Below are 25,236 nucleotides of genomic sequence, written 5' to 3' on the forward strand. Positions count from 1 at the left end.
GCCCGGAAGCTACCAGAGGGCGCGGACCAGGCTGTCTTGGAGGTAGGTCAGCCAGTCGTAGGTGACGTAGGCCGGGTAGCGGGGGTCGTCCTCGGACATCATGGCGATCTCGTCGTGGATCTCCTCGGTCACGTCGAGCTTGGTGCCGAGGGTCAGGCGGACGTCGTTGAGCGAGCGCAGCCACGCCTGGGCCTGCTCCGGCGTCAGCTCGGCGCCGCCCGGGCGCGCGGTGTCCAGGACGGTCTGGGCGTCGGCGCGCTTGCCGTCGCGCAGCGTGGCCTCGGTGTAGCGGCGGAACTCCGAGGCCTCCTGCTCGTCCTCGTACGCCGAGGGGAACAGCCGGGCCAGCACCGGATCGGTGGGCGCCTGGGCCGCCCCGATGCCGAGCGCCCGCTCCAGCGGATCGTCGCTCGTCTCCCCCGGCGTGACCAGGCCGAGCAGCATCGAGACGAGCGAGCGCAACAGCGAGACCTCCGCGGCCTCGAACTGCGCGATGACCGAACCGTTCCGCCCGGCCGAGAACCCCGAACTCACCGACGCCGCCTCACTTGACCGAATCCGGCTGGACCGTCGCCCACAGGCCGTAGGAGTGGAGAATCTGCACATCGCGTTCCATCTCTTCGCGCGTGCCACTGGACACGACCGCCTTGCCCTTTTGGTGGACGTCCAGCATCAGTTTTTCCGCCTTCTCCTTGGTGTAGCCGAAGACGGTTTGGAAGACATAGGTCACGTAGGACATGAGGTTGACCGGGTCGTTCCAGACGATGGTCACCCATGGCAGATCGGGCCGGACGTCCGATGACGGACGCTCGACGGTGATTGGAGCGGTGCTACCCACATCCCCGAGTCTGCCCTATCTGGGTCGTAGTCTTCGAGTCGTGAGAATGACCATGAGCACTGCGTTGCTCACAGATCACTATGAGCTGACGATGCTCCAGGCGGCGCTGCGCAGCGGCGCGGCGCACCGGCGCGCGGTCTTCGAGGTGTTCGCCAGACACCTGCCGGGCGGCCGCCGGTACGGGGTCGTGGCCGGCACCGGCCGCATCCTGGACGAGCTCGAACGCTTCCGTTTCGGTGATGAAGAACTCACCTTTCTCCGCGAGCAGGAGGTGGTCGACGAATCGACTCTGGCGTTTCTCGCCGATTACCGGTTTTCCGGGAACGTCTACGGCTACCGCGAGGGGGACCTCTACTTCCCCGCCTCCCCGATCATGATCGTCGAGGGCACCTTCGCCGAGGCCGTGCTCCTGGAGACGTTGACGCTGTCGATACTCAACCACGACTGCGCCATCGCCTCTGCCGCCTCCCGCATGACCAACGCCGCCGGCAAGCGCCCGCTCATCGAGATGGGCTCGCGCCGCACGCACGAGTACGCCGCCGTCGCCGCCGCCCGCGCCGCCTACATCGCCGGGTTCGCCTCCACCTCCAACCTCATGGCCGGCCACGTGTACGGCGTCCCCACGGCGGGCACGGCCGCGCACGCGTTCACCCTGCTGCACGACTCCGAGAGGGACGCGTTCGAGGCCCAGATCGCCTCCCTCGGCGTGGGCACGACGCTGCTGGTGGACACCTACGACGTGGAGCAGGCGGTGCGCACGGCGGTCGAGCTGGCCGGCAGCAAGCTGGGCGCGGTCCGCATCGACTCCGGCGACCTGGCCGCCGCCGCGCAGGAGGTGCGCGAGCTGCTCGACTCGCTCGGCGCCTTCGACACCCGCATCGTGGTCACCTCCGACCTCGACGAGTACGCCATCGCCGCGCTCGCCGCCGCCCCGGTGGACGGCTACGGCGTGGGCACCTCCCTGGTGACCGGGTCCGGCGTCCCCACGGCGGCCCTGGTGTACAAGCTGGTGGCGCGGGAGACGGGGGCGGGCCGGCTGGAGGCCGTGGCCAAGCGGTCGGTGGGCAAGCCGTCGCGCGGAGGGCGCAAGGAGGCGTACCGGCTGCTCGACGCCGGCGGGCACGTCGAGACCGAGCTGATCACGACCGGCGGCGTCGTCCCCGACGGCGGCATCCCCCTGCTGCACGAGCTGGTGCGCGACGGCGAGGTCGTCGGCCGGGAGCCCCTCTCCGCCGCCCGTGACCGCCACGCGGAGGCCGTCGCGCTGCTCCCCCAGGAGGCGCTGCACCTCGGGAGGGGGTACGCGGCGATCCCCACGGAGTTCGTCTGACGTATCGTGCTCTTATGGGCACCGCGTTGATCATCGTCGATGTGCAGAACGACTTCTGCGAGGGTGGCAGCCTGGCCGTGGCAGGCGGCTCTGAGGTGGCCGCGGCGATCACCCGCCATCTGAGCGAGCACGGCTACGACCACGTCGTGGCCACCCGTGACCACCACGTCGACCCCGGCACCCACTTCTCGGACACCCCCGACTACGTCACGTCCTGGCCCGCCCACTGCGTGGCCGGCACCCCCGGCGCCGACTTCCATCCCTCCTTCGACGTGTCGGAGGTGGAGGAGGTCTTCAGCAAGGGCTCCCACGCGGCCGCCTACAGCGGCTTCGAGGGCGCCTCGGGCGACGGCGCGCCGCTGGCCGACTGGCTGCGCGAGCGCGGGGTGACCGAGGTCGACGTGGTGGGCATCGCCACCGACCACTGCGTGCGCGCGACCGCGCTCGACGCGGCGGCCAACGGGCTGGCCGTGCGCGTGCTGCTCGACCTCACCGCGGGCGTCTCCCCGGCGACCACGCAGTCGGCCATGGCCCAGATGGAGGCCGCGGGCGTGAAGCTGGACGGCACGCCCAAGACGGGCTGACCGGCCCCGCCCGGGACGACCCGGGAGTGCGCCACGGCCGTCCGTGATCACGGACGGTACACAGTGCGCAACCCTGCGGTCATGTGATATTCAAGGATGACCTAACCTCTCCGCAGTCGAAGTAGTACGTAGAGTCATATCTCTTCATCCTGTGCGAGGTTCCTCATGCTTGCCATCTCCCTGGGCGTGGCCTGGCTGCTGCTCGCCCCTCTCGCCCTCTGGGTGCTCGTCAAGGGCCGTCCGGGGGCGCGGGTGGGGGCGGTCGTGACGCTGGCGCTGCTGGAGGCCGCGACGGTCGCCATGGGCGACGTGCCCGCCGGCCGCGGCCCCGCCGTCGTGGCCCACGACATGCCGTCGGCGCCCGCACTGCCCGCCTGCGACGAGCGCACCCCGATCCCCCAGTGGGCCAAGGTCGGCCGGCAGCTCGTGCTGTCGTGGTCGGCCGCGCCGCGCGAGTGCGCGACGGCCAAGGTGATCGCCCGTCCCGAGGGCCGCCGGCTGCTGGTGTGGGTGCACGAGGGCCCGCTGAGCGGCGACCATCAGGGCGTACGCACGCTTCCCGTCCGCGTCAAGGACGGCCGGGCCGCGCTGACCGTCCCGCTGCCGGGCAACGAGCGCTACATCCCGGTGGACGGCCGCTCCGGGAAGAGGATCCCGGCCCCCGCCGGCCTCTAGAGCCCCCTAGAGGGTCGCCACGGCCAGCCGCAGGGCGTCGTCGAACCTGGCGAACACCTCGAACGCGTGCCGCAGCCCCGTGATCGACAACACCCGCGCCATCACCCCGTGCACCCCCGCGAGCAGCAGCCTGGTGCCCCTCGACTCGCACCGCTGCATGACCTCGACGAGCTCGTTCATGCCCATCGAGTCGCAGAAGGCGACCGCGCCGAGGTCGAGGATCAGGAACGGCTTGGCCGGCAGCTCCCAGACGCGCTGCATGTGCTCGCGCAGGGTCGGGATCGCATAGACGTCGAGCTCGCCTTCGAGCCTGATGATGACGGCGTTTCGGGAGAGGCCGGAAGTGACGGTGAGCGTCGACCTGCCGGGGGCCTCAGACGACATGGGCAAGATCCTTCTGGTATCCCAAGACAGCCAAGAGGGTTGTTGCCGTTCTGGCCGGCCTTCTAACGGAAGGTCACTGCTCTGTGGCCAAATGTGCAGGGTCCCCCGCCGGACCCCCGCCGGGCCCCTTCGCCGGTTCGCGGGGAACCGGCGAAGGGGGCGCGGCTAGCGCCGCTGGGTGGCCCAGCGGCGGATGGCGTCGATGCGCTCCTGGATCTGCTCGGCCGTGGCCTGCGCGATCGGCGGGCCGCCGCACGTGCGGCGCAGGTCGGCGTGGATGACGCCATGGGGCTGGCCCGTGCGGTGGTTCCAGGCGCCCACCAGGCCGTTGAGCTCGCGCCTGAGCTCGGCGATCTGCTCGTGCGGGGCGAGGGTCTCCTTGGGCTGCTCGGCCGGGCTCTGCCTGCGCTTGGCGGCCTGCTGGTCGGACTGGCGCTTGCGGAGCAGGGTGGCCACCTGGTCGGGCTCCAGGAGGCCGGGCAGGCCGAGGAAGTCCTCCTCCTCGGCCGAGCCGATCTCCGCGCCGGTGCCGAACTCGCCGCCGTCGAAGAGCACGCGGTCGAAGGTGGCCGAGGTCTCCATCGTCTCGAACGGCAGCTCGTCGCCCAGGACGTCGGGGTTGTCCTTCTGCCGGTTGGCCTGCTCAAGCAGGCTGTCGTCGAGGCCGTCCTCCGGGGGCTTCCTGTTGAGGACGTGGTCGCGCTCGACCTCCATCTCGTTGGCCAGCCCCATGAGGGTGGGCACCGAGGGGAGGAAGACCGAGGCGGTCTCGCCGCGCTTGCGGGCGCGCACGAACCGGCCCACGGCCTGGGCGAAGAACAGCGGGGTCGAGGTCGAGGTGGCGTAGACGCCCACGCACAGGCGCGGGATGTCGACCCCCTCGGAGACCATGCGGACGGCCACCAGCCACCGGTCGTGGGAGGCGGCGAACTGCTTGATCTTCTTGGACGCCCCCGGATCGTCGGACAGGACCACCGTCGCGCCCTCGCCGGTGATGTTGCGCAGGTGGCGGGCGTAGGCGCGGGCGGTCTCGTGGTCGGTGGCGATCACCAGGCCGCCCGCGTCGGGCACGCCCCGGCGGATCTCGGTCAGGCGGCGGTCGGCGGCCTGCATGACCTGGCGGATCCAGTCGCCCTTGGGGTCGAGCGCGGCCCGCCACGCCTGGGAGAGCTGGTCCTTGGTCAGCGGGGTGCCGAGCGTCGCGGCGATCTCGTCGCCCGCGCGGGTGCGCCACTTCATCTCGCCGGAGTAGGCCAGGAAGATCACCGGACGGACGACGCCGTCGTCGAGCGCCGGGCCGTAGCCGTAGGAGAAGTCGGAGACGCTGCGCTTGACGCCCTCGGCGTCCTCCTCGTAGCCGACGAACGGGATCGGGTTGTCGTCGGACCTGAACGGCGTGCCGGTGAGCTGGAGCCGGCGGGTGGCGGGCTCGAACGCCTCGCGCACGCCGTCGCCCCACGACTTGGCGTCGCCCGCGTGGTGGATCTCGTCGAAGATGACCAGCGTCTTGCGGGCCTCGGTGCGCGCCCGGTGGAGGGCGGGGTGCATCGCGACCTGCGCGTAGGTCACCGCCACGCCGGTGTAGTCGCGCGAGGTCGTGCCCTGGCTGTTCTTGAACTCCGGGTCGATGCCGATGCCCACCCGGGCCGCGGCGTCGGCCCACTGGCGCTTGAGGTGCTCGGTGGGCGTGACGATGGTGACGGCCCTGATCACCCCGTTGGCCAGCAGCTCGCTGGCGATGCGCAGGGCGTAGGTCGTCTTGCCCGCGCCGGGGGTGGCCACGGTGAGGAAGTCACGCGGCTCGCGCCTGAAGTACAGGTCGAACGCCTGCTGCTGCCAGGCACGCAGCTTGGGCGCGGTGCCCCACGCGGCGCGGTCTGGATAGGAAGGCGAAAGGTGGGACGCGGCGAAGGTGCTCACCGCATCACCTCTGGGGTTCGTGTGCTTCGCTCTCTCACAGTGACCCAAGAGTAATCGGGCTCACCGACAAGACGTGCCGTGCATCGAGGATTCTGGCCAAGGTCTTCCCTACGTGCTATGTGGCTTATCTGAAGCTCGTCATCACCGCGTCGAGCGCTTGTCTGCCGGTGGCCGCCTCGGGCTGGAGCAGGCCGACGAGCAGCACGGCGCGGCCCGCGCGAGTGAGAAGCATCACGCGCAGGAACGCGGGCCGGTTGACGACGTCCTGGTACTCGGCGCGCAGGGCGCGGGTGTGTCCCTGCGGGATGTCGCGGTCGTCGACGACCGTGACCTTGTCGCCCTTGAGCAGCAGCCTGGAGTACAGCTCGGCGGCCTCCCCCGCGGCCTTTCTGACGTTCGGCACGGGCTCGGCGACCCGCCTGGCCATGACCAGCGCGCCGTTGCCGTCCCTGGCGACCGACGTGAAGCCGGTGACCGGCGGGACCGTCCCGGCGCTCCAGCCGGGCGGCAGCCGCAGCGACACGCCGGCCACGGCGTCGCTCAGCCGGTCGGGCCGCGGCGGCGGCTCGGTGAGCCGGGACGCCACCGCGCTCGCCCCCGCGACCAGCCCCGCCGTCGCCACCAGGGCGACCAGGACGCCCGCCGGACGCCGTCCGCGCCGCGGCGCCTGCTCCAGCGGGCCGGGGTCGGCGGGGGTGCCGTAGAGGCGGGCCGAGGGCGGCAGCGGCTCGGAGGGGGTGGCGTGGCGGCGGGCCGAGGGCGGCAGCGGATCGGCGGCGGCCGGCGGGTCGAGCGGGACGGTCCTGCGGATCCGCGGGTTCCACGCCGGCCGCTCGTACGGGTCGCGCCCCCGGCGCGGCGGCCAGGGGGCCTCCTCGTCGTCCTGGTCGTCCTCGTCGTCACTGTCGTCGCTGTCGGAGTCGTCCGGGAAGTCCGCGTCCTCGGGAGGAGTGCGGCGGTGCCGGGGCCGGGGCCCGGAAGCGGGGGGCCAGACCCGGTGATCATCCTCCATGACACCTCCTCGTCCCGTTGTCCTATCACTCCTCGGGACGAAGATCTGGCGATCCGTGATCGCTGTGGCGGGAGGGGCAGAATCACACGATCAGCGGGTACGGGCGGCCAGGAACGTGGCGGCCAGCCCGATGAGCGCCATGAGGACCGAGATCACCACGAATCCGGTGGCGATCTGCCCGGAGCCGTGCCCGATGAAGTTGATCACCGCGCCGCCCAGGCCCACGGTCAGGGCCGAGCCCAGCATGTCGGTGACCGACAGCGCCGCGGAGTTGGCGCCCTGCTCGCTGACCGGCGACTGCCTGAGCGCGGTGACGCTGACCGTGGTCATGCCGAGGCCCATGCCGAACCCGGCCGCGATCCAGGCCGGCACCGCGATCCAGCCGCTCACCGCGGGCAGCGCCGCGAACAGCGCGATCACGATCCCGGCCGTGACGCACACCGCCCCGAGCCTGATCCGCCGGTGCGGCTCGGCGGTCCGCCTGCTCTGCAGGAACGAGCCCGCCGACCAGCCGAGCGCGCCCGTGGTCAGCGCGATCCCGGCGGCCCTTGCGTCGAAGAGCTTGACCGACGTGAGCACCAGCGGGATGAAGGAGTTGACCCCGAAGAAGGCGGCCGAGAAGAACCCGCGCAGCAGCACGGTCGTGGGCAGCCCGCGCCCGAACCGCAGCGCGCCCGGCGGCAGCAGCCGGTGCAGGCCGTAGACCAGGAAGCCCAGCCCGCCGAGCGTGGCGGCCGCGCCGATCACCGGCTGCTTGTGCAGCTCGTCCACGCCCCACAGCAGCACGCCGGCGCCGCCGGCGGCGGCGGTGGCGGCCAGCGTCATCGCCAGCGGCTGCGAACGCGGCCCGCGGGGGCTCTCCTCGGCCTCACCGGGCGAGGCCATCCGGAGCGCGGGGACGAGCATCACCAGCGCGGGCACCACCAGCGGGATGATCCCGTAGAAGACGAAACGCCAGCCCCACTCCTTCGCGACGGCCCCCGCCACGGCGGGCCCGACCATCGAGGGCACGACCCAGGCGGCCGACAACGCCGCGAAGACCTTGGGCCGCACGACCGCCGGGTAGACCCGCGCGATCATCACGTACAGCGCCACGATCGAGGAACCGGCGCCCAGCCCCTGGACGGCCCGCGCCACCAGGAACAGCTCCTTGGCGTCCGCCGCGCCGGCCAGCGCCATCCCGGCGACGAACAGCACCACCCCGACGAGGAACGGCAGCGGGTAGCCGCGCCGGTCCGACCAGAGCCCGGCGACCACGTTGGCGAACAGGCTGGCGATGAGGAAGGCGGAGAAGCTGATGCCGTAGAGGTTGAGCGCGTCGAGGTCCTTCGAGACCGCCGGCATGACGACGCCGACCGACATGCCCTCGAAGGCGATCAGCGTGACCACCAGAAGGATCCCCAAGGTGGCGGTGCGGTATCGGGGCCCGAGGATCGGGGGTGAGGTGTCGGGAGCGTCGATTGCCTTCGGTGCTGTCACCTACACATCGTAATTGCCCCCAAACTACGCATCTGCGCTGCGTCGGTACGCCGTCCACATCTCGTGCATGCGGTTGGCCTGGCCCTGGGTGAACTCCGACATGCACCGGTCATGGGTGTAGTCCATGTAGTTGCGCATCGGGTCGGAGCCGGCGTGGGCGCAGGTGTCCTTGGCCTCGGGGCAGCCCTCGGTCGCGCGGGCCTCGGGGGCGGTGTCGGCGATGCCGTCGCCGGGATCGTCGCAGCCGTTCTCGAAGGTGTGGAACAGGCCGAGCCAGTGGCCGATCTCGTGGACGCCGGTGTAGCCCTTGTCGTAGTTGGTCATCGGGCCGCCGGGCAGGCTGCGCCAGTCGATCACGACGCCGTCGAGGGCGGGGGCGCCGGCGTACCAGTAGGGGTAGCTGGCGAAGCCCAGCATGAGCTCGCTGAGCTGGGCGATGTAGAGGTTGAGCGTCTGGGCGCCGCCCTGGTGCAGGCGGGTCTTCATGTCCTTCTCGCCGCCGACGGGGTCGGTGAACCAGCCCGCGTTCTCCTTGACGGAGACGGACTCCAGCTTGAAGCGCACGCCGGTGTCCACGCCGCCGTTGCGGCCGGCGTAGGCGGCGTTGAGCACGTCGATCTGGGCCTTGACCGCCTGCTCGGAGACCTTGCGGCGGCCGTCGGTGAGGACGACCACCCGGGTCGGCACGGTGATGCGCGTGGGCACGGCCACCCCGCGCAGCCGGACCTTCAGCTCGGCCATGACCTTGGCGACGTCTTCAGGGAGCGGCGAGCGCGGGCCGGTCGCCCTCGGCACGCCCGGGGACGAGCGCGCGGTCAGGCGCGCGGCCGACGACAGGCACGGCGACGCCGGCGCGGCGTCGAGCGGGAGCGGCGGGGCGAGCCCGGCCGCCAGCAGGCATGCCAACGAGACGGCGGTCGCGCGCCGGGCCATGCAATCCCCCCGTGACGGTATGGGCTGGTCAGATTACCGACCGTAGCCTTACCCGAGGGGATTGGGCTTCAGCAACACTCACTGCTTCTTGTCGTCGCCCTCACCGCCGCCCGACGGCAGACCTCCGTAGATCTCCTTGCACTCGGGGCAGACCGGGTATTTCTTCGGGTCCCGGCTGGGCACCCAGATCTTGCCGCACAGGGCGCGGATGGGTGTGCCCGTCACCATGCTCTCGGTGATCTTGTGCTTGTCCGCGTAGTGGGCGAAGCGCTCGTGGTCGCCGTCCCCATGAGAGGTGCGCGGCGTGGTCTCCTGCTCTGGGAGGATCTTCGTGCTCACCCCATCGAGTTTATGCCCGCCGGCGAGCGGTCCCGCGTTCCGCGCCGGCGTGGCAGCGCGGCGAGTCCGGGAAGCCAGCCGAGCACGATTCCCCAGATCAGCCCCACGGCCAGGCCGCCGCCGAGATAGCCCAGATAGGCGCCGATCCCGGCCTGCGCGACCGTGGCGAGCAGGGCCGCGCGCAGCAGGTTCACCACGACCGCGGCGACCAGGAAGCGGCCCCAGGTGCGCCAGAAGCCGCCGCGCGTGGCCGCCACCGCGCCGACCAGGGCGAGCGCCAGGACCGTGTCGGCGAGCGTGAGCAGCCACGTCGTCTCGCCGAGGGGGACGACGCGCAGGCCCGGCAGCGCGTACGGGGCCCCGATCGCGGACGGCACGGCCAGGTAGCCGACCCTCGTGACCAGGACCGCGCCGAACAGACCGAACCCCAGGACGATCAAGAAGGCGACGATCGCCGGCAGGCTATTGCGAACAAGGCTCATGTTCGGCAGGCTAGCCGCGTCCATGATTCTGATGGAAGACCCCATTTCCCGGCATCCGCGGAGATCAGATGAAGCGTGCCAGGTTGCTCGCGACGACAGCCGTGCTCGTCCTGCTGGCCGGAGGCGCCGTCGCCGCCGCGACCAGGGACGCTCCCCCGTCCACGCCCCGCTACGTCACCGACGACCGGGGACGGGCGCTGATCCTGCACGGCTTCAACACGGCGGGCAGCGCCAAGGGCGCCCCCGACGCCCTGCCCGAGCTGACCCCGGACGACATCGACCGCGAGTACCGGGACATGGGCACGAACTTCGTGCGGTTCCTCATCCAGTGGCGGGCCGTGGAGCCCTCCCCCGGCACCTATGACACGAAATATCTGGACAAGGTGGCTGAGCGGGTGCGGTGGTACTCCGACCGCGGCTACCAGGTCATGCTCGACATGCACCAGGACCTCTGGGGCAACGGCATCACCCCCACCGGCGTCGCCGGCAACGGCGCGCCCGGCTGGGCCACGCACACCGACGGCCTGCCGGTGGCCACCGAGCACTTCACCTGGGAGATGTACTACCTGGAGCCCGGCGTCATCCGGGCCTTCGACCACTTCTGGAACACCACCGGCGAGCACCCCGAGCTGATGGACCACTACGCCAAGGCGTGGGCGGCGGTCGCGGCGCGTTTCAAGGACGTGCCCGGCATTCTCGGGTACGACCTGATGAACGAGCCGTGGGGCGGCTCGGTCCAGGGCGCGACGTTCGAGACCGGCCCCCTGGCCACCCTCTACCGCAAGAGCATCGACCGGATCAGGGCGGTCGACCAGGACAGCTGGATCTTCCTTGAGCCGCAGGCCGTGGGCGTCAACTGGGGGCTGCCGTCGTCGCTGCCGCGCTTCGACGACCCGCGCGGCGGGCCGCCGCGCATCGCCTTCGCCCCGCACGTCTACCCGTTGCCCCTGGACCTCGGGGACGACTACACCGCGAGCTCCAAGGAGTGGACCGACCGCACGCTGGGCTGGTGGCGCGAGAACATCGCGCGGACGGCCGAGCGTATGGGGGCGCCCGTCCTGCTGGGCGAGTTCGGGCTGGACATGACCAGGCCCGGCGCGTCCGACCTGGTGCGGAAGGTCCAGGGGCTCAGCGACGAGGTGGGCACCGGCATGGCCTACTGGTCGCGGGACGCCGACCCGTGGGGGCCGTACGACGTGAAGGGGAAGGCCACCGCGTTGCCGGGCGCGTACGTCAGGGCGTACCCGAGGGCGATCGGCGGCGTCCCGGTCAGCGTGACCTACGGCGAGAACCGCCTCCAGGTCGTCTTCGACGCCAACGAGACCGGCCCCACCGAGATCTACCTGCCCGAGCGCGGCTTCCCGAACGGCGCCCGGGTGGACGGCGGCACGGTCGCCTGGAACGCCGCCAAGCGCATCCTGACGGTCACCACCAAGACCTCGGGCCGCGTCGTCCTGACCGTCACCCCCAGCTGATCGGGCCCTGGACAGCGGAACGGCCCCCGCCACGCAGGCGGGGGCCGTTCCGGCGGGAAGCGGTCAGCCCATGTGGACCGGCGCGCCCTCGCTCTTCCGCCCGGCCTTGACGAACAGCGTCAGCAGGGCCGTCAGCACCGCGACACCGGTGCTGACCAGGAAGGCGAGGTGCATGCCGTCCATGAACGAGTGGTGCACGGCGTCGGTGACCACCTGCGGCAGCCCGGGCGGCGCCGCGCCGAACGCGGCGGCCTTCTCCAGCAGCGGGAGCTGCGCGGGCGGGATCGCCTGCGCCGCCGGGCCGAGGTAGCCGGGCAGCGTGTCGGCGATCTCGCCGGCCATCACGGCGCCCAGGATCGCGGTGCCGAGCGCGCCGCCGACCTGCATGGCCGACTGCTGCACGCCACCCGCGACACCGCTCAGCTCGACCGGCGCGTTGCCCACGATGATCTCGGTCGCGCCGACGAACACCGGCGAGAGGCCGAAGGCCAGCAGCACGAACGGCAGGCCGCTCTCGATGAACGAGGCGTCGATGCTCAGACGCGACATGAGGAACATCGAGCACGCGGTGATCAGCAGACCGGCGGCCATCGTGATCTTCGGCCCGAGCTTGCCGATCGCCATGCCGGCCAGCGGCGAGGCCACGATCATGCCCGCGCTCATCGGCAACATCCGCAGACCGGCCTCCAGCGGGGTCAGGCCGTGCACGCCCTGGAAGAAGAAGCCCAGGAAGAACATCGCGCCGAACATGGCGAACGCGACCATCATCATCAGCAGGGTGCCGATCGAGATCGAGGCGTTCCTGAACAGCGACAGCGGCACCAGCGGCTGCTTGGCCCTGCTCTGCCAGAAGATGAACGCGGCGATGAGCACCACGAACGCGCCGATGAAGGTCAGCGTCGTCGAGTCGCCCCAGCCCCACTCGGGGGCCTTGATGATCGTCCAGACCAGCGAGAACATCGCGCCGGACAGCAGCAGCACGCCGAGCCAGTCGATCCTGGCGAACGTCTGGACGCGGTTCTCCTTGATCAGGAAGATGCCCATGATCAGCGCGACGATGCCCACCGGGGCGTTGATGAAGAAGACCGACTCCCAGCTCACCTTCTCCACCAGCACGCCGCCCACGATCGGGCCGGCGGCGCTGGACAGGCCGATGATCGCACCCCAAGCCCCCATCGCCTGGTTCAGCTTCTCACCGGGGAAGGCGCCACGCAGCAGGGCCAGGGCGGCCGGCTGGAGCAGGGCGCCGAAGAGGCCCTGCAGCACCCGCAGGCCGATCAGCGCGCCGACCGGCGACACGCCGGGAACGATGTCGGCCAGCTCCTGGCTGAGACCGATGCCGATCGAGGACAGAGCGAAGCCGGTCACGCCGATCAGGAAGACGCGCTTGTGCCCGAACAGGTCGCCGAGCTTGCCCGCCGTGATCAGGAACACGGCCAGCGCGAGCAGGTAACCGCTGGTCACCCACTGCAGATCGGACAGCGACGCCTTCAACTCCATCTGGATGACGGGGTTGGCGATGCCCACCACCGTGCCGTCCAGCATCACCATGATGACGCCGAGGCTGACCGCCAACAGCACCAGCCACGGGTTTCCGCCACCTGTCCCCGTCTTACCGAGGCCGGGCGACGACGGTTCGACGACCGCCTTCGCGTTAGCCATAAGGTCCCCCTCAGTCACATACCGCTCAACTGCGGCATAGGTCTCGTAAGCCTCAGGTAGGGTATGTCAGACGATGACTTATGACAAACGATTTTAAAAAGACGCCGCATGACTTCTGGCACACTGTGACAGAAACGTGGCGAAGGGGTGTCTGCTGTGGGTCTACGGGAACGCAAGAAGGAGAAGACGCGCCTCGCGCTCCTCGACGCGGCGCTCGACCTGTTCCTCGAACAAGGGTATGAGTCCACCACGATCGAGCAGATAGCGGGGGTCGTCGAAGTCTCCCCCCGCACCTTCTTCCGCTACTTCACCAGCAAGGACCATCTCGTTCTGTGGTTCCACGACCACGGCGAGGAGATCCTGCTGGAGGAGTTCGCCGCCCGTCCGGCGGACGAGCCCCCGTTCACGTCGCTCATGCACGGCCTGCGGGCCATGGTGGACGACATGCAGGGGTCAACGCCGGAGGACACCGAGAGGTTCCTGAAGCTGCGGCAACTATTCGATAAATATCCGCACCTGGTGGGTCAGTCGGTGGCCCGGGGCGCCATGACGGAGAGCCGGCTGGCCGAGGCCGTCGCCGCCCGCAGGGGTGTCGCCCCCGAGGACGATCAGCTGACGTACCTGATCGTGGCGTTCGCGATGTCCACCATGCGCATCGGCTTCGAGTGCCCCCGCAGGGAGACCACCATGCCGGAGCTCGTCTCGCGTATCTCCGAGGCGGTCGCGCTGGCCGAGGCGTCGCTGCGGCCCGGCTGGGACACCCGCCCGGCGGCCTAGTTCATCGTGGGGTCGTCGGGGCAGGTCGCCACGAAGGCCAGCTCGCCCGGCTGGCGCCGCAGCACGTGCCGCCAGAGCGAGCCGGGGTCGCCGTGGAAGGTGTCGCCGGCCTCGGAGTCGACGACGTACCAGGCGCCTTCGGCGATCTCGCTCTCCAGCTGGCCGGAGGTCCAGCCGGCGTATCCGGCGAAGATCCGCATCTGCGCGATCTCGCCCTGGAGGATCTCGGGGGGCGCGTCGAGGTCGACCGTGCCCAGGCGGGAGACGGCCGGGGTGCCCGCGTGGAGCCGGCGCCAGCCGAGCGGCTCCTGCCCGCTCGGGACCGCCGCGAGGGCGAGAGCGCTGTCGGTCTGCACGGGGCCGCCCTCGAACAGCACCGGCGGCCCGGTGACCAGCGGGTCCCAGACCGGCAGCACCTGCGTGACCGAGATGTCGCTCGGCCGGTTGAGCACCACGCCGAGAGTGCCGCCGTCGTGGTCGTGTTCGAGAATCAGCACGACGCTACGCCGGAAGTTGGGGTCGTCAAGAAGCGGCGTCGCCACCAACAAACCGCCGACGTAGATCGCTTCCGCCATACCTCCATCATGAGGGGTGTGGCGGGCTTCCGCTCCCCCGGCTCGACCATGTTACTTTCTGTGCTCTTATGGGCACGATCTGTAGCAAAGATCACGCTTGCGGGGGCTCGGGAGGAGCACATGCGCATCGGTACACGCCTCGTCCTGGCCGCACTTCCCGTGGGCGCGGCGCTGCTGCTCCCGTCGTCCGCACAGGCGTGGCCGCTGCCCGACCGGGGTGACCCGTTCACGATGACGACCGACCGGCTCGGGTGCGGTTCGGGGTCCGTACGGGTCACGCTGCGCAACCAGACCCCCCAGCTCGCCCGGTTCGACCTGCGGGTGGACGCGAGGAGCGTGGCGACCGGCTCGATCCCGGCCCGCAAGCAGGTGGTCAGGACGGTCCGGATCGACCGGGGCACCACCCGCGAGATCGAGGCGTTCTCGGTCACCGACACCCATCCCGACACGCTCATCGACTCCACCCGGGTGCGCAACGACTGCACCTGGGGGCGGGAGCGGAGGCACGGCCGGCTGCCGTACACCGGGCCGCCCTCCGACCTGTGGGGCAAGCTGGCCACGGCGGCCGGGCTCGTGGTGATGGGCGGGATCATGTGGTGGTACGGCTCCGTCTGGCCCCGTTCGGTCCCCGACGGCCCCCTGTGACCCCGCCCGCGCGGAAACCGGCACAAAGGCCCTGGCTCCGCGAACGCCCCCGCAACGGCCCAGGCGGCGCTAGGCGTCCCGCGGGACGAACGCGCCCGCCCGCGCCGCGGCCAGCGTGCGCAGCGCCGCGTCCCGGGCGACCTCCTGGTCCACCGGCTCCTTGGTGACCAGCAGGCGGTAGTAGAGCGGCGCGGAGATCGCCCGGATCACCTCCATCCCGTCGGTGCCCTCGGGCAGCTCACCCCGCTTCACCGCGAGGTCGACGACCTTGGCCCACTCCTCGATGCGCCGCAGGTAGAACGCGCGCAACGCCTGGACGGCCTGCGCGTCGGAGGTGCCCGCCGCGATCACCGCCTGGAACGTGGCCCCGAGCCGGTGGTCGGTGACCGCGCCCACGACGGCCACGGCGTTGGCCAGCAGGTCGTCCTCGATGGATCCCGTGTCGGCGTGCGGTGACGACTGCTCGGCCAGCTCGGTCATCAGGTCCGTCACCAGCCCGGCCCTGCTGCCCCAGCGCCGGTAGACCGTGGTCTTGCCCACGCCGGCCCTGGCCGCCACCTGGTCCATGGTCAGCCCATGGAAGCCGTGCTCGACCAGCTCGTCCTGAGTGGCCTCCAGCACGGCCGCGCGCACGCGCGCGGTGCGGCCCCCTGGCCGCACAGTCCCCGCCAAACGGGACTCTTGTTCCATTAATGCCCCTTTCGTGCTATCGTCGTGCCGCATCTTAACGGAACTCATGTCCCATTAGGGGGATGGCATGACCGTACTCGCCGATCGGCCCCGATCCGATCGCATGACGTCCGCGCAACGGCTCGTTCTGGTGCTCCTGCTGGGGTCCCAGTTCATGCTCGCCGTGGACTTCTCCATTCTGAACGTGGCGCTGCCGGTGATCGGTTCAGGTCTCGGCTTCGCGCTGGCCGACCTCCAGTGGGTGGCCACGGCGTTCGCGCTGGCCGCCGCCGGGTTCACGTTGCTGTTCGGCAGGATCGCCGACCTGTTCGGGCGGCGCCGGCTGTTCGTGGCCGGCATGGTGCTGCTGGGCGTCTCCTCGCTGGCCGGCGGCCTGGCCGTCTCACCGGGCATGCTGCTGGTCGCCCGGGTCGCCCAGGGCCTGGCCACCGCCGTCGTCACACCCGCCGGGCTCGCGCTGCTGACCACGTCGTTCCCCGAGGGGCCGCTGCGGGCCAGGGCGCTCGGCCTGAACGGCGCGCTGATGTCGGCCGGGTTCACCTCGGGCGCGATCCTGGGCGGGCTGCTGACCGAGCTGCTGAGCTGGCGGTGGGCGTTCTTCGTCAACGTGCCCGTCGCGCTGGCCGTGGTCGTCGCCGCGCCCATGGTGCTGAAGGAGAGCCGTCCCGCCGAGCGGCCCAGGATGGACCTGCCCGGTGCGGTGAGCGTGACCGCCGGCCTGCTCGCGCTGGTCTTCGGCCTGACCAGGGCCGGCGAGCACGGCTTCGCCGACACCCTCGGCCTCGGCGCGCTCGCCGCCGGCGCCGCCCTGCTCGTCGCCTTCTTGTACGTCGAGCGCCGCGCCGCCGCGCCCCTGGTGCCCGTCTCGATCCTGGCCAGGCCCAACGTCACCTGGGGCAACCTGGCCGGCCTGATCGCCTTCGCCACGGAGACGTCCCTCGTCTTCCTCATGACCCTCTACCTGCAGAAGGTGCTCGGCTACTCGGCCCTGGCGACCGGGCTGGCGTTCGGGGTGCTGGGGCTCGGCACCGTGCTCGGCGGCGTGTTCGCGCCCCGGGTCCTCGGCCGGCTCGGCAGGGGCCGGGCGCTGGCGGCCGGGTTCGGGCTCCAGGCCGTCGCGACGGCGTCGCTGGCGCTGCTGGGCACCGGCCCGGGTTGGATCTGGCTGCTGCTGGCGGCCACGTTCGCGGGCGGGATCGGGAACATGGTGGCGATCGTCGGGTTCATGGTGACGGCCACGTCGGGGCTGCCGGACTCCGAGCAGGGCCTGGCCACCGGCCTGGCGACGATGACCCAGCAGGTCGGCATCACCATGGGCATCCCGGTCATGAGCGCCGTGGCCACGGCCGCGATGGGCACCGTGCTCCAGGGAGTGATCGTGGCGGTGCTCGTCAACGCCGCGCTGACGTTCGGCGGGGTGCTGATTTCCCGCAAGCGTTCGGCAATGTCGAACTGATCTGCGCTAGGGTGGCCGCCGTGGGAGAGACGATTCAATCGGTGGAACGGGCGGCCGCGATCCTGCGGCTGCTCGCATCCGGCCCCCGCCAGCTCGGCGTGGCAGAGCTGGCCAGGGCGCTGGGCCTGCCCAAGGGCACGCTCCACGGCATCCTGCGCACGCTGGTCCGCGTCGGCTTCGTCGAGCAGGACGCGGCGACCGGAAAGTACCGTCTCGGGGCCACGCTGCTCCATCTGGGCAGCAGCTACCTCGACGTCAACGAGCTGCGCACCCGCTCGATCAACTGGGCCGACGCCCTGGCCGGGCGGAGCAGGGAGAGCGCCTGGATCGGCACCCTGCACGAGGGGCACGTGCTGGTGATCCACCACGTGTTCCGCCCCGACGACAGCATGCAGACCCTCCAGGTCGGCACCTACCTGCCGACGCACGCCAGCGCGCTCGGCAAGGTGCTGCTCGCCTACGACCCGTACGGCGAGTCGCTCGCGGCCCCGCCGCTGCCGGCGTACACCGACCGGACGCTGGTCGACGCCGCCAAGCTGGAGGAGGAGCTGGAGCAGGTCCGGGCCAGGGGGTGGGCGGCCGAGATGGAGGAGCTCACCGAGGGCGAGGTCGCCATCGCCGCCCCGATCAAGGACCCGCGCGGCCTCGTGGTGGGCGCCATCGGCATCCGGGGGCGGTCGAACGGCTGACCGCCGACGGCGCCCTGACCATGGAGTACGTCTCCTACGTCCGCGACGCCGCCCGCGCGATCACCCGCGATCTGGCCAGATGACCGGTTGAACAACACCGGGGCGAACACGTAACATCGCTCACATCGTTCGACAATGTCGAACCCCGACTCCCAAGCGAGGAACCTCGTGCCTCGACCGCACTACATCGCAGCCATCGACCAGGGCACCACGTCCAGCCGGTGCATCGTCTTCGACCAGGCCGGCAACATCGTCACCGTCGCCCAGCGCGAGCACCGCCAGATCTTCCCCAAGCCGGGCTGGGTCGAGCACGACGCCGAGGAGATCTGGCAGTCGGTCCGGACCGTCATGGCCGAGGCCACCGAGGGGCTCGACATCGCCGCGCTGGGCATCACCAACCAGCGCGAGACCACCGTCCTGTGGGACCGGGAGACCGGGCGTCCCGTCTGCCCCGCGATCGTGTGGCAGGACACCAGGACCGACGCGCTCACCCGCACGCTCGCCGAGCACGAGGGGCTGTTCAAGGAGAAGGCCGGCCTGCCGCTGACCACCTACTTCTCCGGGCCGAAGATCCGCTGGCTGCTCGACGCGTACGGCCTGCGCGAGCGGGCCGAGCGCGGCGAGGTGCTGTTCGGCACGATGGACAGCTGGCTGCTGTGGAACCTGACCGGCCGCCACCTGACCGACGTGACCAACGCCAGCCGCACGATGCTGATGAACATCCACACGCTGAGCTGGGACGACGACCTGCTCGCCGCCCTCGGCGTGCCGCGCGCGATGCTGCCGGAGATCCGCCCGTCCGCCGAGGTCTACGGCCACACCGCGGCCGGCGTGCCGGTGGCCTCCGCGCTCGGCGACCAGCAGGCGGCGCTGTTCGGCCAGACCTGCTTCGAGCCCGGCGAGACCAAGAGCACCTACGGCTCGGGCAGCTTCCTGCTGATGAACACCGGCCAGGACCCCGTCGTCTCCCGGCACGGCCTGCTGACCACCGTCGGCTACCAGATCGGCGACGGCCCGGCCACGTACGCGCTGGAAGGCGCGATCGCCGTCACCGGCTCGCTGGTGCAGTGGCTGCGCGACAACCTGGGCCTGATCTCCAGCGCCGCCGAGATCGAGACGCTGGCCAAGACCGTCGACGACAACGGCGGCTGCTACTTCGTCCCGGCCTTCTCGGGGCTGTTCGCACCCCACTGGCGCTCCGACGCCCGCGGCGTGATCGCCGGGCTGACCGGGTTCGTCACCAAGGGCCACATCGCGCGGGCCGTCCTGGAGGCCACCGCCTGGCAGACCCGCGAGGTCGTCGACGCGATGAACGCCGACTCCGGCCTCGACCTGACCACGCTGCGCGCCGACGGCGGCATGACGGCCGACAACCTGCTCATGCAGACGCTGGCCGACGTGCTGGCCGTCCCCGTGATCAGGCCGATGGTCGCCGAGACCACCGCGCTCGGCGCCGCGTACGCCGCCGGCCTGGCCACCGGCTACTGGCCCGACCTCGACAGCCTGCGCGCCAACTGGCACAAGGCGTCGGAGTGGCGGCCGGAGATCGACGAACAGGTCCGCGCGCGGGAGTACCGCAATTGGAAGAAGGCCGTGGCCCGCACCCTCGACTGGGTCGAACAGTAGGACTGGAGCACGTCATGAACATCGCCATCGGCGCCGACCGGGCCGAGATCCGGCACGAGCTCTCCCGCGCCACGTACGACCTGCTGGTGATCGGCGGCGGCATCCTCGGCACCTCCATCACCTGGATGGCCGCGCAGGCCGGGCTGCGGGTGGCGATGGTCGAGGCGGGCGACTTCGCCGGGGCCACCTCCAGCGCGTCGTCCAAGCTGGTCCACGGCGGCCTGCGCTACCTGCAGACCGGCAACGTCAAGCTGGTCGCCGAGAACCACCGCGAACGCCGTGCCCTGGCCGCCGACATCGCGCCCCACCTGGTCAAACCGCTCAGCTTCCTGGTGCCGATCTACAAGGGCGGCCCGCACGGCGCGGCCAAGCTCGGCGCCGGCGTCTTCCTGTACTCCGCGCTGTCGGTGTTCGGCGACGGCATGGGCAAGGTCATCACGCCGCACCAGGCCATGACCCGCGTCCCCGCGCTGCGCAGCGAGGGCCTGCGCGCCGCCGCCGTCTACGGCGACCACCAGATGAACGACAGCCGCGTCGCCGTGATGACCGTGCGCGCGGCCGTCGACGCGGGCGCGGTCGTGCTCAACCACGCCGAGGTCGTCGGGCTGCGCAAGTCGGGCGGCAACGTGACCGGCAACGTGACGGGGGCCGAGCTGCGCGACCGCCTCGACGGCACCGAGTTCGGGGTGGACGCCCGGCTCGTCCTCAACGCCACCGGCCCGTGGGTGGACCACCTGCGCCGGATGGAGGACCCGCACGCCGCGCCGAGCATCAGGCTCTCCAAGGGCGCCCACCTCGTCATGCGCCGCCACGACCCGTGGAAGGCCGCGCTGACCACGCCGATCGACAAGTACCGGGTCTCCTTCGCCATCCCGTGGGAGGACCACCTGCTGCTCGGCACCACCGACGAGGCGTACGAGGGCGACCCGGCCGACGTGCGCGCCACCGACGCCGACATCGCCCAGATCCTCGACGAGGCCGGCCACGCCGTACGCGACTGCCAGCTCCGCCGCGAGGACATCACCTACGCCTTCGCCGGGCTGCGCGTGCTGCCCGGCGGCCCCGGGCAGGTGTCGGCCGCCAAGCGGGAGACCGTGGTGACCAGGGGCGCGGGCGGCATGTTGTCGGTCGCGGGCGGCAAGTGGACCACCTACCGGCACATCGGCAGGCACGTCCTGGAGACCCTCTCCCGCCTGCCGGGCCGGCCGCTCGGCGACGATCTGGCCGACATCCTGCCCGCCGTGCCCCTGCCGGGCCTGGCCAGCCCGGACGCCGTCGCCATGCGCCTGTGGACCGAACGCGAGCCGGGCGCCCGCATGGACCCGCTGGTCGCCCGCAACCTGGCCACCCACTACGGCACGATCGCCTTCGACGTGGCCCGGCTCATCCGCGACGACCCCTCGCTCGGCGAGCGCATCCACCCCGACGGGCCCGACATCTGGGCCCAGGCCGTCTACGCCCGCGACCACGAGTGGGCGGCCACCGTCGACGACGTCGTGCGCCGCCGGACCACGCTCACCGTGCGCGGCCTCGACACGCCCGACGTCCGCACCCGCATCGAGCAGCTCCTCGCCTGATCGTCACCCGGGCCGCGGCGGCACCCCGCCGCCGCGGCTGCGACGAACGTCACCGCAGATCACAGGTTCGAAGCGGCCGGTACGGGGAATCCGAAATGTCGCATCCGTCGCCGAGGCCCCCGGGTCGCATCGAGGCGTCGGAGCGCCTACCGGCTGAACCCTCTTCTGCCGCCCCTACGGAGGTGACGTCATGTCCGCCAAGTCCCGGCTGCACATCGCGATGGTGGCTCCCCCGAGGTTCGAGAACCCGCCCCGCTCGTACGGCGGCGTCAAGGTCATGATGGACGACCTCGCGCGGTCCCTGCTCAGACTGGGCCACCAGGTCACCCTGATCGGCGCGGGCCGCTCGGGCACGTCCCCGCACGTCCTGGCCGCCTACACCGAGCCGCCTTCCCACCCGCTCGACGAACCCGCCCCTAGGGCGGCGGTCCCCGACGTCCGGCCGGCGGACCTGGACGTGGACGTCGTCCACGACCACTCCCCGGCCGGCTCGGTGACCGCCCTGAACCCCCGGATCCCGACGGTGACGACCGTGCACGGCCCGGCCTCGGGTGAGCAGGCCGAGCGCTACCGCCGGCTCGGCGACTCCGTCGGCCTGGTGTCCACCTCGACGTTCCAGCGCATGCAGGCCCCCGACCTCAACTGGCTGGGCACCGTGCACAACGGCGTGGACCTGAAGAGCTTCCCCCTCCGCGAGCACAAGGAGGACTACGCGCTCTTCCTCGGCCGGTTCAGCCCCGAAAAGGGCGCCCACCTGGCCATCGACGCCGCCCGGCAGGCCGGCCGGCGCATCCTGCTCGCCGGCCGGCTGAACGAGCCGTCCGAGCACGAGTACTTCGACCGCCACATCCGTCCCCGGCTCGGCGACGACGCCGTCTATGTCGGCGAGGCCGACGGCCCGCGCAAGCGCGAGCTGCTGGCCGACGCCCACTGCCTGCTGTTCCCCAGCCGCCAGGAGGAGGCGTTCGGCATGGTCATGATCGAGGCCATGGCGAGCGGCACCCCGGTGGTCGCGCTGCGCGGCGGCGCCGTGGGCGAGGTCCTCGTCGACGGCATCACCGGCTACGTCTGCGACGACCCCGCCGACCTGGCCGAGGCCGTCGAGGCCGCGGGCGGCCTGCACCCGGCCGACTGCCGCATGCACGTCAAGCGCAACTTCGACGCGCTCGGCATGGCCATGGGCTACGAGAAGATCTACGAGCTGAGCATCCGCGACCGGCGTCCGGCGCCGTTCGCCGCCTGACCCGCGCGTGCCCGTGCGGCGGATCGCCGCCGCACGGGGTGTCGCCCCTGTCCCGGGGGAAGGGGGTAGGCATGCGCACTGCCATGAACGAGGCCCTGATCAGGCATTTCACCGACCTGCGCGACGGCGTCCACGGCGGCGTCACCGCGCGGGAGGACAAGGAACGCCTGTTCGCCACGGCGGTCGAGCTGCTCGACCCCGTGGCGCGGGCGACGCTGGACGAGTTCAACGCCGACCTGCTCCTCGGCACGGGGCAGGTGGTGGCCAGCGGGCTCACCAGGTCTCAGGAGGGCGGGCTCAACGCCATGTGGTCGCTCACGTGGCCGGAGCAGCGCGACAAGGACATCCTGCCGATCGCGATCGTGGCCCACTACGGCGCCGACTTCCACCACCCGCACCTGCGCGGCAACACGGTCGGCGACTGGCCGCTGAACGTCTTCGACCACTCCGACGCGGCGGGCCAGCTGACCACCCTGCGCGCCATCGCCGCCGCCGACGCCCACAACCTGGTCTTCCAGGAAAGCTACCGCCTGATCCCCGCCGTCACCCGGTAGGCGGGAGCCTTTCCGGCTTCACGGCCCTTTCGCGCTTTCTGTCTTTACGGCTTCGCGTGGTAGAGCCACCCGCCGGACTTCGGCTGACGGCCCTCCATGTCACGCCCTCTGACCCTTCACCGGCGCGCCGCCGTGACGGTGCGCTCTGTGGGCCGTCTGGGTGCGGGGGCCGAGCCTGCCTTGGCCCCCGCAGGATCACGCCTCGGTGAAGCCGCGGGCCCGGCCGCCGGCGCTTTCGCGGACCGCGGCGGCCACCGCCGTCGCCACGTCGGGGTGGAAGACGCTCGGCACGATGTAGTTGGGGCCCAGCTCCTCCGGTGTCACCACGGCCGCCAGCGCGCCCGCCGCGGCCAGCAGCATCTCCTGCGTCACCCCGCCGGCCTGCGCGTCGAGCAGCCCGCGGAACACCCCCGGGAAGGCCAGCACGTTGTTGATCTGGTTGGGGTAGTCGGAGCGGCCGGTCGCCACCACGGCGGCGTGCTCGCGCGCGTCGTCGGGCGAGACCTCGGGCTCGGGGTTGGCCAGCGCGAACACCACGGAGTCCTTGGCCATCGTCGCGATGTCGTCGCCGGTCAGGATGCCGGGCGCGGACACGCCCACGAACACGTCGGCGTCCTTGACCGCACCGCGCAGGTCGCCCGCGTAGCCGTCGGCGTTGGTGTGCTCGGCGATCCAGCGCAGCGAGTCGTCGAGGTCGTCGCGGCCCTTGTGCACGGCGCCCAGGTAGTCGCAGACGACCACGTTGCGGGCGCCCGCGGCCAGCAGCAGCCGCAGCACCGCGTTCCCGGCCGCGCCGGCGCCGGCCATCGTGATCTTGACGTTCTCGATGGACTTGTTCACCACGCGCAGCGCGTTGGTCAGGGCCGCCAGCACGCAGATCGCCGTGCCGTGCTGGTCGTCGTGGAAGACCGGGATGTCCAGCAGCTCGCGCAGCCGGCGCTCGACCTCGAAGCAGCGCGGCGCGCCGATGTCCTCCAGGTTGATGCCGCCGAACCCGGGCGCGATGAGCTGGACCGTGCGGACGATCTCGTCGACATCTTGGGTGTCGAGGCAGATCGGCCAGGCGTCGATGCCGGCGAACCGCTTGAACAGGGCAGCCTTGCCCTCCATGACCGGCAGCGCGGCCTCCGGCCCGATGTTGCCCAGCCCCAGCACCGCCGACCCGTCGGTGACCACGGCCACCGAGTTGCGCTTGATCGTCAGGCGCCGCGCGTCCTCCTTGTTCCTGGCGATGGCCATCGACACGCGCGCCACGCCCGGGGTGTAGGCCATGGACAGCTCGTCGCGGTTGCGCAGCGGCACCTTCGACTTCATCTCGATCTTGCCGCCGAGGTGCATGAGGAACGTGCGGTCGGAGACCTTGTGGATGACGACGCCCTCGACCGCCTCCAGCTGGTCGACGATGGCCTGCGCGTGGTCGGTGTCGCGGGCGGCACAGGTGACGTCGATGCGCAGCTTCTCGTGGCCCGCGTTGGTGACGTCGAGGGCGGTCACCACGCCTCCGGCCGACTCTACGGCGTGGGTGAGCTGGCTCACGGCCTTGCCGCCTGCGGGCACCTCGAGACGCACGGTTATGGAGTACGACACACTCGGGACGGTCGCCACGTCAATCGCTCCTTCGGGACTGACCAAGAAGTCATCCAAGGATAGGGGGCATCAGGTCAACCCAGTGCCGTCGCTGCGGTGACGATGAGATCGACACACGCGGGAACGGGAATCGTCGTGCTGTCGAGCACAAGGTGATAGTGGCACGGATCACCCGGATCCGCCCGGTAGAAGTGGCGGACGTAGGCCGTCCTGGCCCGGTCGTTGTCCTCGATGACGGCCCGCGCCTCGCGCTCGCTCGTGCCGCTCAGCGTGGCCGTCTGGCGGACCCGGCGCTTGAGCGGCGCGTCGAGCCTGACGTGCAGGGCGCCAGGATGGTCGGCCAGCACCAGGGCGCCGGCGCGGCCCAGGAAGACGCCTCCCTGGGCCAGGGCCATCTCCTTCATCATGCGCTCGGTGCGCCGGACGAACTCCTCGGGCGGCAGCGGCATCGCACCGGGGACGTACATGTCCACGCCGCCGAAGGTGACCGTGGGCAGCCGGATGGCGCCCGACAGCAGCCTGCCGAGGCCGTGTTCGGCGCGGTCGTCATGGGCCAGCGCCTCCTCCAGCGTGCAGCCGAGTTCCTTGGCCACGGCGCTGGGGATGGCACGGTCGACGAAGGGCACGCCGAGCCGCTCGGCGACGGCCGGGCCGATGTGGCTGCCGGCCGTGCCGTAGGCCGCGGAGATCGTGACGACCCGCAT

25 protein-coding genes and 1 pseudogene are annotated in these 25,236 nt (G+C 71.3%); 12 read left to right on the forward strand and 14 right to left on the reverse strand.

Annotation, left to right across the window (positions count from 1 at the left end):
- Positions 1–9: 9 nt before the first annotated feature.
- Together ACNF49_RS49190 and clpS are read right to left on the reverse strand one after the other, a co-directional pair.
- Positions 10–534: a DUF2017 domain-containing protein gene (locus tag ACNF49_RS49190; protein ID WP_357971110.1), complete on the reverse strand. Its 525-nt coding sequence runs from the start codon at positions 532–534 to the stop codon at positions 10–12.
- Positions 535–544: 10 nt separating this feature from the next.
- Complete coding sequence (gene clpS / locus ACNF49_RS49195) at positions 545–838, reverse strand: ATP-dependent Clp protease adapter ClpS (protein WP_352350112.1); 294 nt, start codon at positions 836–838, stop codon at positions 545–547.
- A 46-nt stretch (positions 839–884) separates the two neighbouring features.
- Between clpS and ACNF49_RS49200 the strand changes: the two genes are divergently transcribed.
- From ACNF49_RS49200 to ACNF49_RS49210, 3 genes are all read left to right on the forward strand, one after another.
- Positions 885–2,168, forward strand: coding sequence for a nicotinate phosphoribosyltransferase (locus ACNF49_RS49200; protein ID WP_357971109.1), 1,284 nt, complete (start codon positions 885–887; stop codon positions 2,166–2,168).
- A gap of 14 nt (positions 2,169–2,182) precedes the next feature.
- Positions 2,183–2,752: a nicotinamidase gene (locus ACNF49_RS49205; protein ID WP_482941984.1), complete on the forward strand. Its 570-nt coding sequence runs from the start codon at positions 2,183–2,185 to the stop codon at positions 2,750–2,752.
- 165 nt (positions 2,753–2,917) lie between these two features.
- On the forward strand, positions 2,918–3,427 hold the full coding sequence (locus ACNF49_RS49210) for a hypothetical protein (protein ID WP_482941985.1): 510 nt from the start codon (positions 2,918–2,920) through the stop codon (positions 3,425–3,427).
- Between the two features lie 6 nt (positions 3,428–3,433).
- Here the strand turns inward: ACNF49_RS49210 and ACNF49_RS49215 are convergent, their stop codons facing one another.
- From ACNF49_RS49215 to ACNF49_RS49245, 7 genes are all read right to left on the reverse strand, one after another.
- A complete protein-coding gene (locus tag ACNF49_RS49215) occupies positions 3,434–3,811 on the reverse strand; it encodes an STAS domain-containing protein (protein WP_357971106.1) in 378 nt (125 codons plus the stop codon).
- A 165-nt stretch (positions 3,812–3,976) separates the two neighbouring features.
- Positions 3,977–5,731 (reverse strand): DEAD/DEAH box helicase, encoded by a 1,755-nt coding sequence (locus ACNF49_RS49220; protein ID WP_357971105.1) that lies wholly within the window; start codon positions 5,729–5,731, stop codon positions 3,977–3,979.
- A gap of 124 nt (positions 5,732–5,855) precedes the next feature.
- Positions 5,856–6,743, reverse strand: coding sequence for a hypothetical protein (locus ACNF49_RS49225; RefSeq protein ID WP_482941986.1), 888 nt, complete (start codon positions 6,741–6,743; stop codon positions 5,856–5,858).
- A gap of 90 nt (positions 6,744–6,833) precedes the next feature.
- Positions 6,834–8,222 (reverse strand): MFS transporter, encoded by a 1,389-nt coding sequence (locus ACNF49_RS49230; protein WP_482941987.1) that lies wholly within the window; start codon positions 8,220–8,222, stop codon positions 6,834–6,836.
- A gap of 24 nt (positions 8,223–8,246) precedes the next feature.
- Positions 8,247–9,155 (reverse strand): zinc metalloprotease, encoded by a 909-nt coding sequence (locus tag ACNF49_RS49235; RefSeq protein WP_482941988.1) that lies wholly within the window; start codon positions 9,153–9,155, stop codon positions 8,247–8,249.
- A gap of 78 nt (positions 9,156–9,233) precedes the next feature.
- On the reverse strand, positions 9,234–9,494 hold the full coding sequence (locus ACNF49_RS49240) for a DUF3039 domain-containing protein (protein ID WP_357971101.1): 261 nt from the start codon (positions 9,492–9,494) through the stop codon (positions 9,234–9,236).
- Positions 9,491–9,976, reverse strand: a complete 486-nt coding sequence (locus ACNF49_RS49245; protein WP_357971100.1) for a hypothetical protein — start codon at positions 9,974–9,976, stop codon at positions 9,491–9,493. The genes ACNF49_RS49240 and ACNF49_RS49245 overlap by 4 nt, the downstream gene beginning before the upstream one ends.
- Before the next feature lie 68 nt (positions 9,977–10,044).
- Between ACNF49_RS49245 and ACNF49_RS49250 the strand changes: the two genes are divergently transcribed.
- The gene (locus tag ACNF49_RS49250) at positions 10,045–11,451 is read left to right on the forward strand and encodes a cellulase family glycosylhydrolase (protein WP_482941990.1); all 1,407 of its coding nucleotides are present in this window, start codon (positions 10,045–10,047) and stop codon (positions 11,449–11,451) included.
- A gap of 63 nt (positions 11,452–11,514) precedes the next feature.
- On the opposite strand, the gene ACNF49_RS49255 is transcribed toward ACNF49_RS49250, so the two are convergent.
- Positions 11,515–13,113 carry an MFS transporter gene (locus ACNF49_RS49255; protein WP_357971098.1) on the reverse strand — a complete coding sequence of 533 codons (1,599 nt, stop codon included), beginning with the start codon at positions 13,111–13,113 and terminating at the stop codon, positions 11,515–11,517.
- A 156-nt stretch (positions 13,114–13,269) separates the two neighbouring features.
- Here ACNF49_RS49255 and ACNF49_RS49260 point away from each other — a divergent pair, with 156 nt between their 5' ends.
- Positions 13,270–13,890 (forward strand): TetR/AcrR family transcriptional regulator, encoded by a 621-nt coding sequence (locus ACNF49_RS49260; RefSeq protein WP_357971097.1) that lies wholly within the window; start codon positions 13,270–13,272, stop codon positions 13,888–13,890.
- Here ACNF49_RS49260 and ACNF49_RS49265 read toward each other — a convergent pair.
- The gene (locus ACNF49_RS49265; protein WP_357695183.1) at positions 13,887–14,465 is read right to left on the reverse strand and encodes a YqgE/AlgH family protein; all 579 of its coding nucleotides are present in this window, start codon (positions 14,463–14,465) and stop codon (positions 13,887–13,889) included. The genes ACNF49_RS49260 and ACNF49_RS49265 overlap by 4 nt on opposite strands.
- 120 nt (positions 14,466–14,585) lie before the next feature.
- On the opposite strand from ACNF49_RS49265, the gene ACNF49_RS49270 reads away from it, so the two are divergent.
- The gene (locus ACNF49_RS49270) at positions 14,586–15,110 is read left to right on the forward strand and encodes a hypothetical protein (protein ID WP_357971096.1); all 525 of its coding nucleotides are present in this window, start codon (positions 14,586–14,588) and stop codon (positions 15,108–15,110) included.
- A 69-nt stretch (positions 15,111–15,179) separates the two neighbouring features.
- Here ACNF49_RS49270 and ACNF49_RS49275 read toward each other — a convergent pair whose 3' ends face one another.
- Positions 15,180–15,800: a TetR/AcrR family transcriptional regulator gene (locus ACNF49_RS49275; RefSeq protein WP_482941991.1), complete on the reverse strand. Its 621-nt coding sequence runs from the start codon at positions 15,798–15,800 to the stop codon at positions 15,180–15,182.
- Between the two features lie 103 nt (positions 15,801–15,903).
- On the opposite strand from ACNF49_RS49275, the gene ACNF49_RS49280 reads away from it, so the two are divergent.
- From ACNF49_RS49280 to ACNF49_RS49305, 6 genes and pseudogenes are all read left to right on the forward strand, one after another.
- Positions 15,904–17,256: an MFS transporter gene (locus ACNF49_RS49280; RefSeq protein ID WP_482941992.1), complete on the forward strand. Its 1,353-nt coding sequence runs from the start codon at positions 15,904–15,906 to the stop codon at positions 17,254–17,256.
- A 20-nt stretch (positions 17,257–17,276) separates the two neighbouring features.
- A pseudogene (locus tag ACNF49_RS49285) lies at positions 17,277–18,028 on the forward strand (IclR family transcriptional regulator).
- A gap of 85 nt (positions 18,029–18,113) precedes the next feature.
- On the forward strand, positions 18,114–19,571 hold the full coding sequence (gene glpK, locus ACNF49_RS49290) for a glycerol kinase GlpK (RefSeq protein WP_482941993.1): 1,458 nt from the start codon (positions 18,114–18,116) through the stop codon (positions 19,569–19,571).
- Between the two features lie 14 nt (positions 19,572–19,585).
- Positions 19,586–21,148, forward strand: coding sequence for a glycerol-3-phosphate dehydrogenase/oxidase (locus ACNF49_RS49295; protein WP_482941994.1), 1,563 nt, complete (start codon positions 19,586–19,588; stop codon positions 21,146–21,148).
- A 190-nt stretch (positions 21,149–21,338) separates the two neighbouring features.
- On the forward strand, positions 21,339–22,391 hold the full coding sequence (locus ACNF49_RS49300) for a glycosyltransferase family 4 protein (protein WP_482941995.1): 1,053 nt from the start codon (positions 21,339–21,341) through the stop codon (positions 22,389–22,391).
- A gap of 71 nt (positions 22,392–22,462) precedes the next feature.
- On the forward strand, positions 22,463–22,945 hold the full coding sequence (locus ACNF49_RS49305; protein WP_352326153.1) for a hypothetical protein: 483 nt from the start codon (positions 22,463–22,465) through the stop codon (positions 22,943–22,945).
- Positions 22,946–23,140: 195 nt separating this feature from the next.
- On the opposite strand, the gene ACNF49_RS49310 is transcribed toward ACNF49_RS49305, so the two are convergent.
- Both ACNF49_RS49310 and ACNF49_RS49315 read right to left on the reverse strand, forming a co-directional pair.
- Complete coding sequence (locus ACNF49_RS49310; protein ID WP_357971089.1) at positions 23,141–24,550, reverse strand: NAD-dependent malic enzyme; 1,410 nt, start codon at positions 24,548–24,550, stop codon at positions 23,141–23,143.
- A gap of 56 nt (positions 24,551–24,606) precedes the next feature.
- On the reverse strand, positions 24,607–25,236 hold the full coding sequence (locus tag ACNF49_RS49315; RefSeq protein WP_352350062.1) for a cytidylate kinase-like family protein: 630 nt from the start codon (positions 25,234–25,236) through the stop codon (positions 24,607–24,609).

Source organism: Actinomadura sp. ATCC 39365, assembly GCF_054392275.1.

What these genes read in the sequence shown, in the direction of transcription:
- ACNF49_RS49200 (WP_357971109.1), top strand. Translation starts at nt 885, where the DNA reads ATGACCATGAGCACTGCGTTGCTCACAGATCACTATGAGCTGACGATG.
- ACNF49_RS49205 (WP_482941984.1), top strand. Translation starts at nt 2,183, where the DNA reads ATGGGCACCGCGTTGATCATCGTCGATGTGCAGAACGACTTCTGCGAG.
- ACNF49_RS49210 (WP_482941985.1), top strand. Translation starts at nt 2,918, where the DNA reads ATGCTTGCCATCTCCCTGGGCGTGGCCTGGCTGCTGCTCGCCCCTCTC.
- ACNF49_RS49215 (WP_357971106.1), bottom strand. Translation starts at nt 3,811, where the DNA reads ATGTCGTCTGAGGCCCCCGGCAGGTCGACGCTCACCGTCACTTCCGGC.
- ACNF49_RS49225 (WP_482941986.1), bottom strand. Translation starts at nt 6,743, where the DNA reads ATGGAGGATGATCACCGGGTCTGGCCCCCCGCTTCCGGGCCCCGGCCC.
- ACNF49_RS49235 (WP_482941988.1), bottom strand. Translation starts at nt 9,155, where the DNA reads ATGGCCCGGCGCGCGACCGCCGTCTCGTTGGCATGCCTGCTGGCGGCC.
- ACNF49_RS49245 (WP_357971100.1), bottom strand. Translation starts at nt 9,976, where the DNA reads ATGAGCCTTGTTCGCAATAGCCTGCCGGCGATCGTCGCCTTCTTGATC.
- ACNF49_RS49250 (WP_482941990.1), top strand. Translation starts at nt 10,045, where the DNA reads ATGAAGCGTGCCAGGTTGCTCGCGACGACAGCCGTGCTCGTCCTGCTG.
- ACNF49_RS49255 (WP_357971098.1), bottom strand. Translation starts at nt 13,113, where the DNA reads ATGGCTAACGCGAAGGCGGTCGTCGAACCGTCGTCGCCCGGCCTCGGT.
- ACNF49_RS49265 (WP_357695183.1), bottom strand. Translation starts at nt 14,465, where the DNA reads ATGGCGGAAGCGATCTACGTCGGCGGTTTGTTGGTGGCGACGCCGCTT.
- ACNF49_RS49270 (WP_357971096.1), top strand. Translation starts at nt 14,586, where the DNA reads ATGCGCATCGGTACACGCCTCGTCCTGGCCGCACTTCCCGTGGGCGCG.
- ACNF49_RS49275 (WP_482941991.1), bottom strand. Translation starts at nt 15,800, where the DNA reads ATGGAACAAGAGTCCCGTTTGGCGGGGACTGTGCGGCCAGGGGGCCGC.
- ACNF49_RS49280 (WP_482941992.1), top strand. Translation starts at nt 15,904, where the DNA reads ATGACGTCCGCGCAACGGCTCGTTCTGGTGCTCCTGCTGGGGTCCCAG.
- ACNF49_RS49295 (WP_482941994.1), top strand. Translation starts at nt 19,586, where the DNA reads ATGAACATCGCCATCGGCGCCGACCGGGCCGAGATCCGGCACGAGCTC.
- ACNF49_RS49300 (WP_482941995.1), top strand. Translation starts at nt 21,339, where the DNA reads ATGTCCGCCAAGTCCCGGCTGCACATCGCGATGGTGGCTCCCCCGAGG.
- ACNF49_RS49305 (WP_352326153.1), top strand. Translation starts at nt 22,463, where the DNA reads ATGCGCACTGCCATGAACGAGGCCCTGATCAGGCATTTCACCGACCTG.
- ACNF49_RS49315 (WP_352350062.1), bottom strand. Translation starts at nt 25,236, where the DNA reads ATGCGGGTCGTCACGATCTCCGCGGCCTACGGCACGGCCGGCAGCCAC.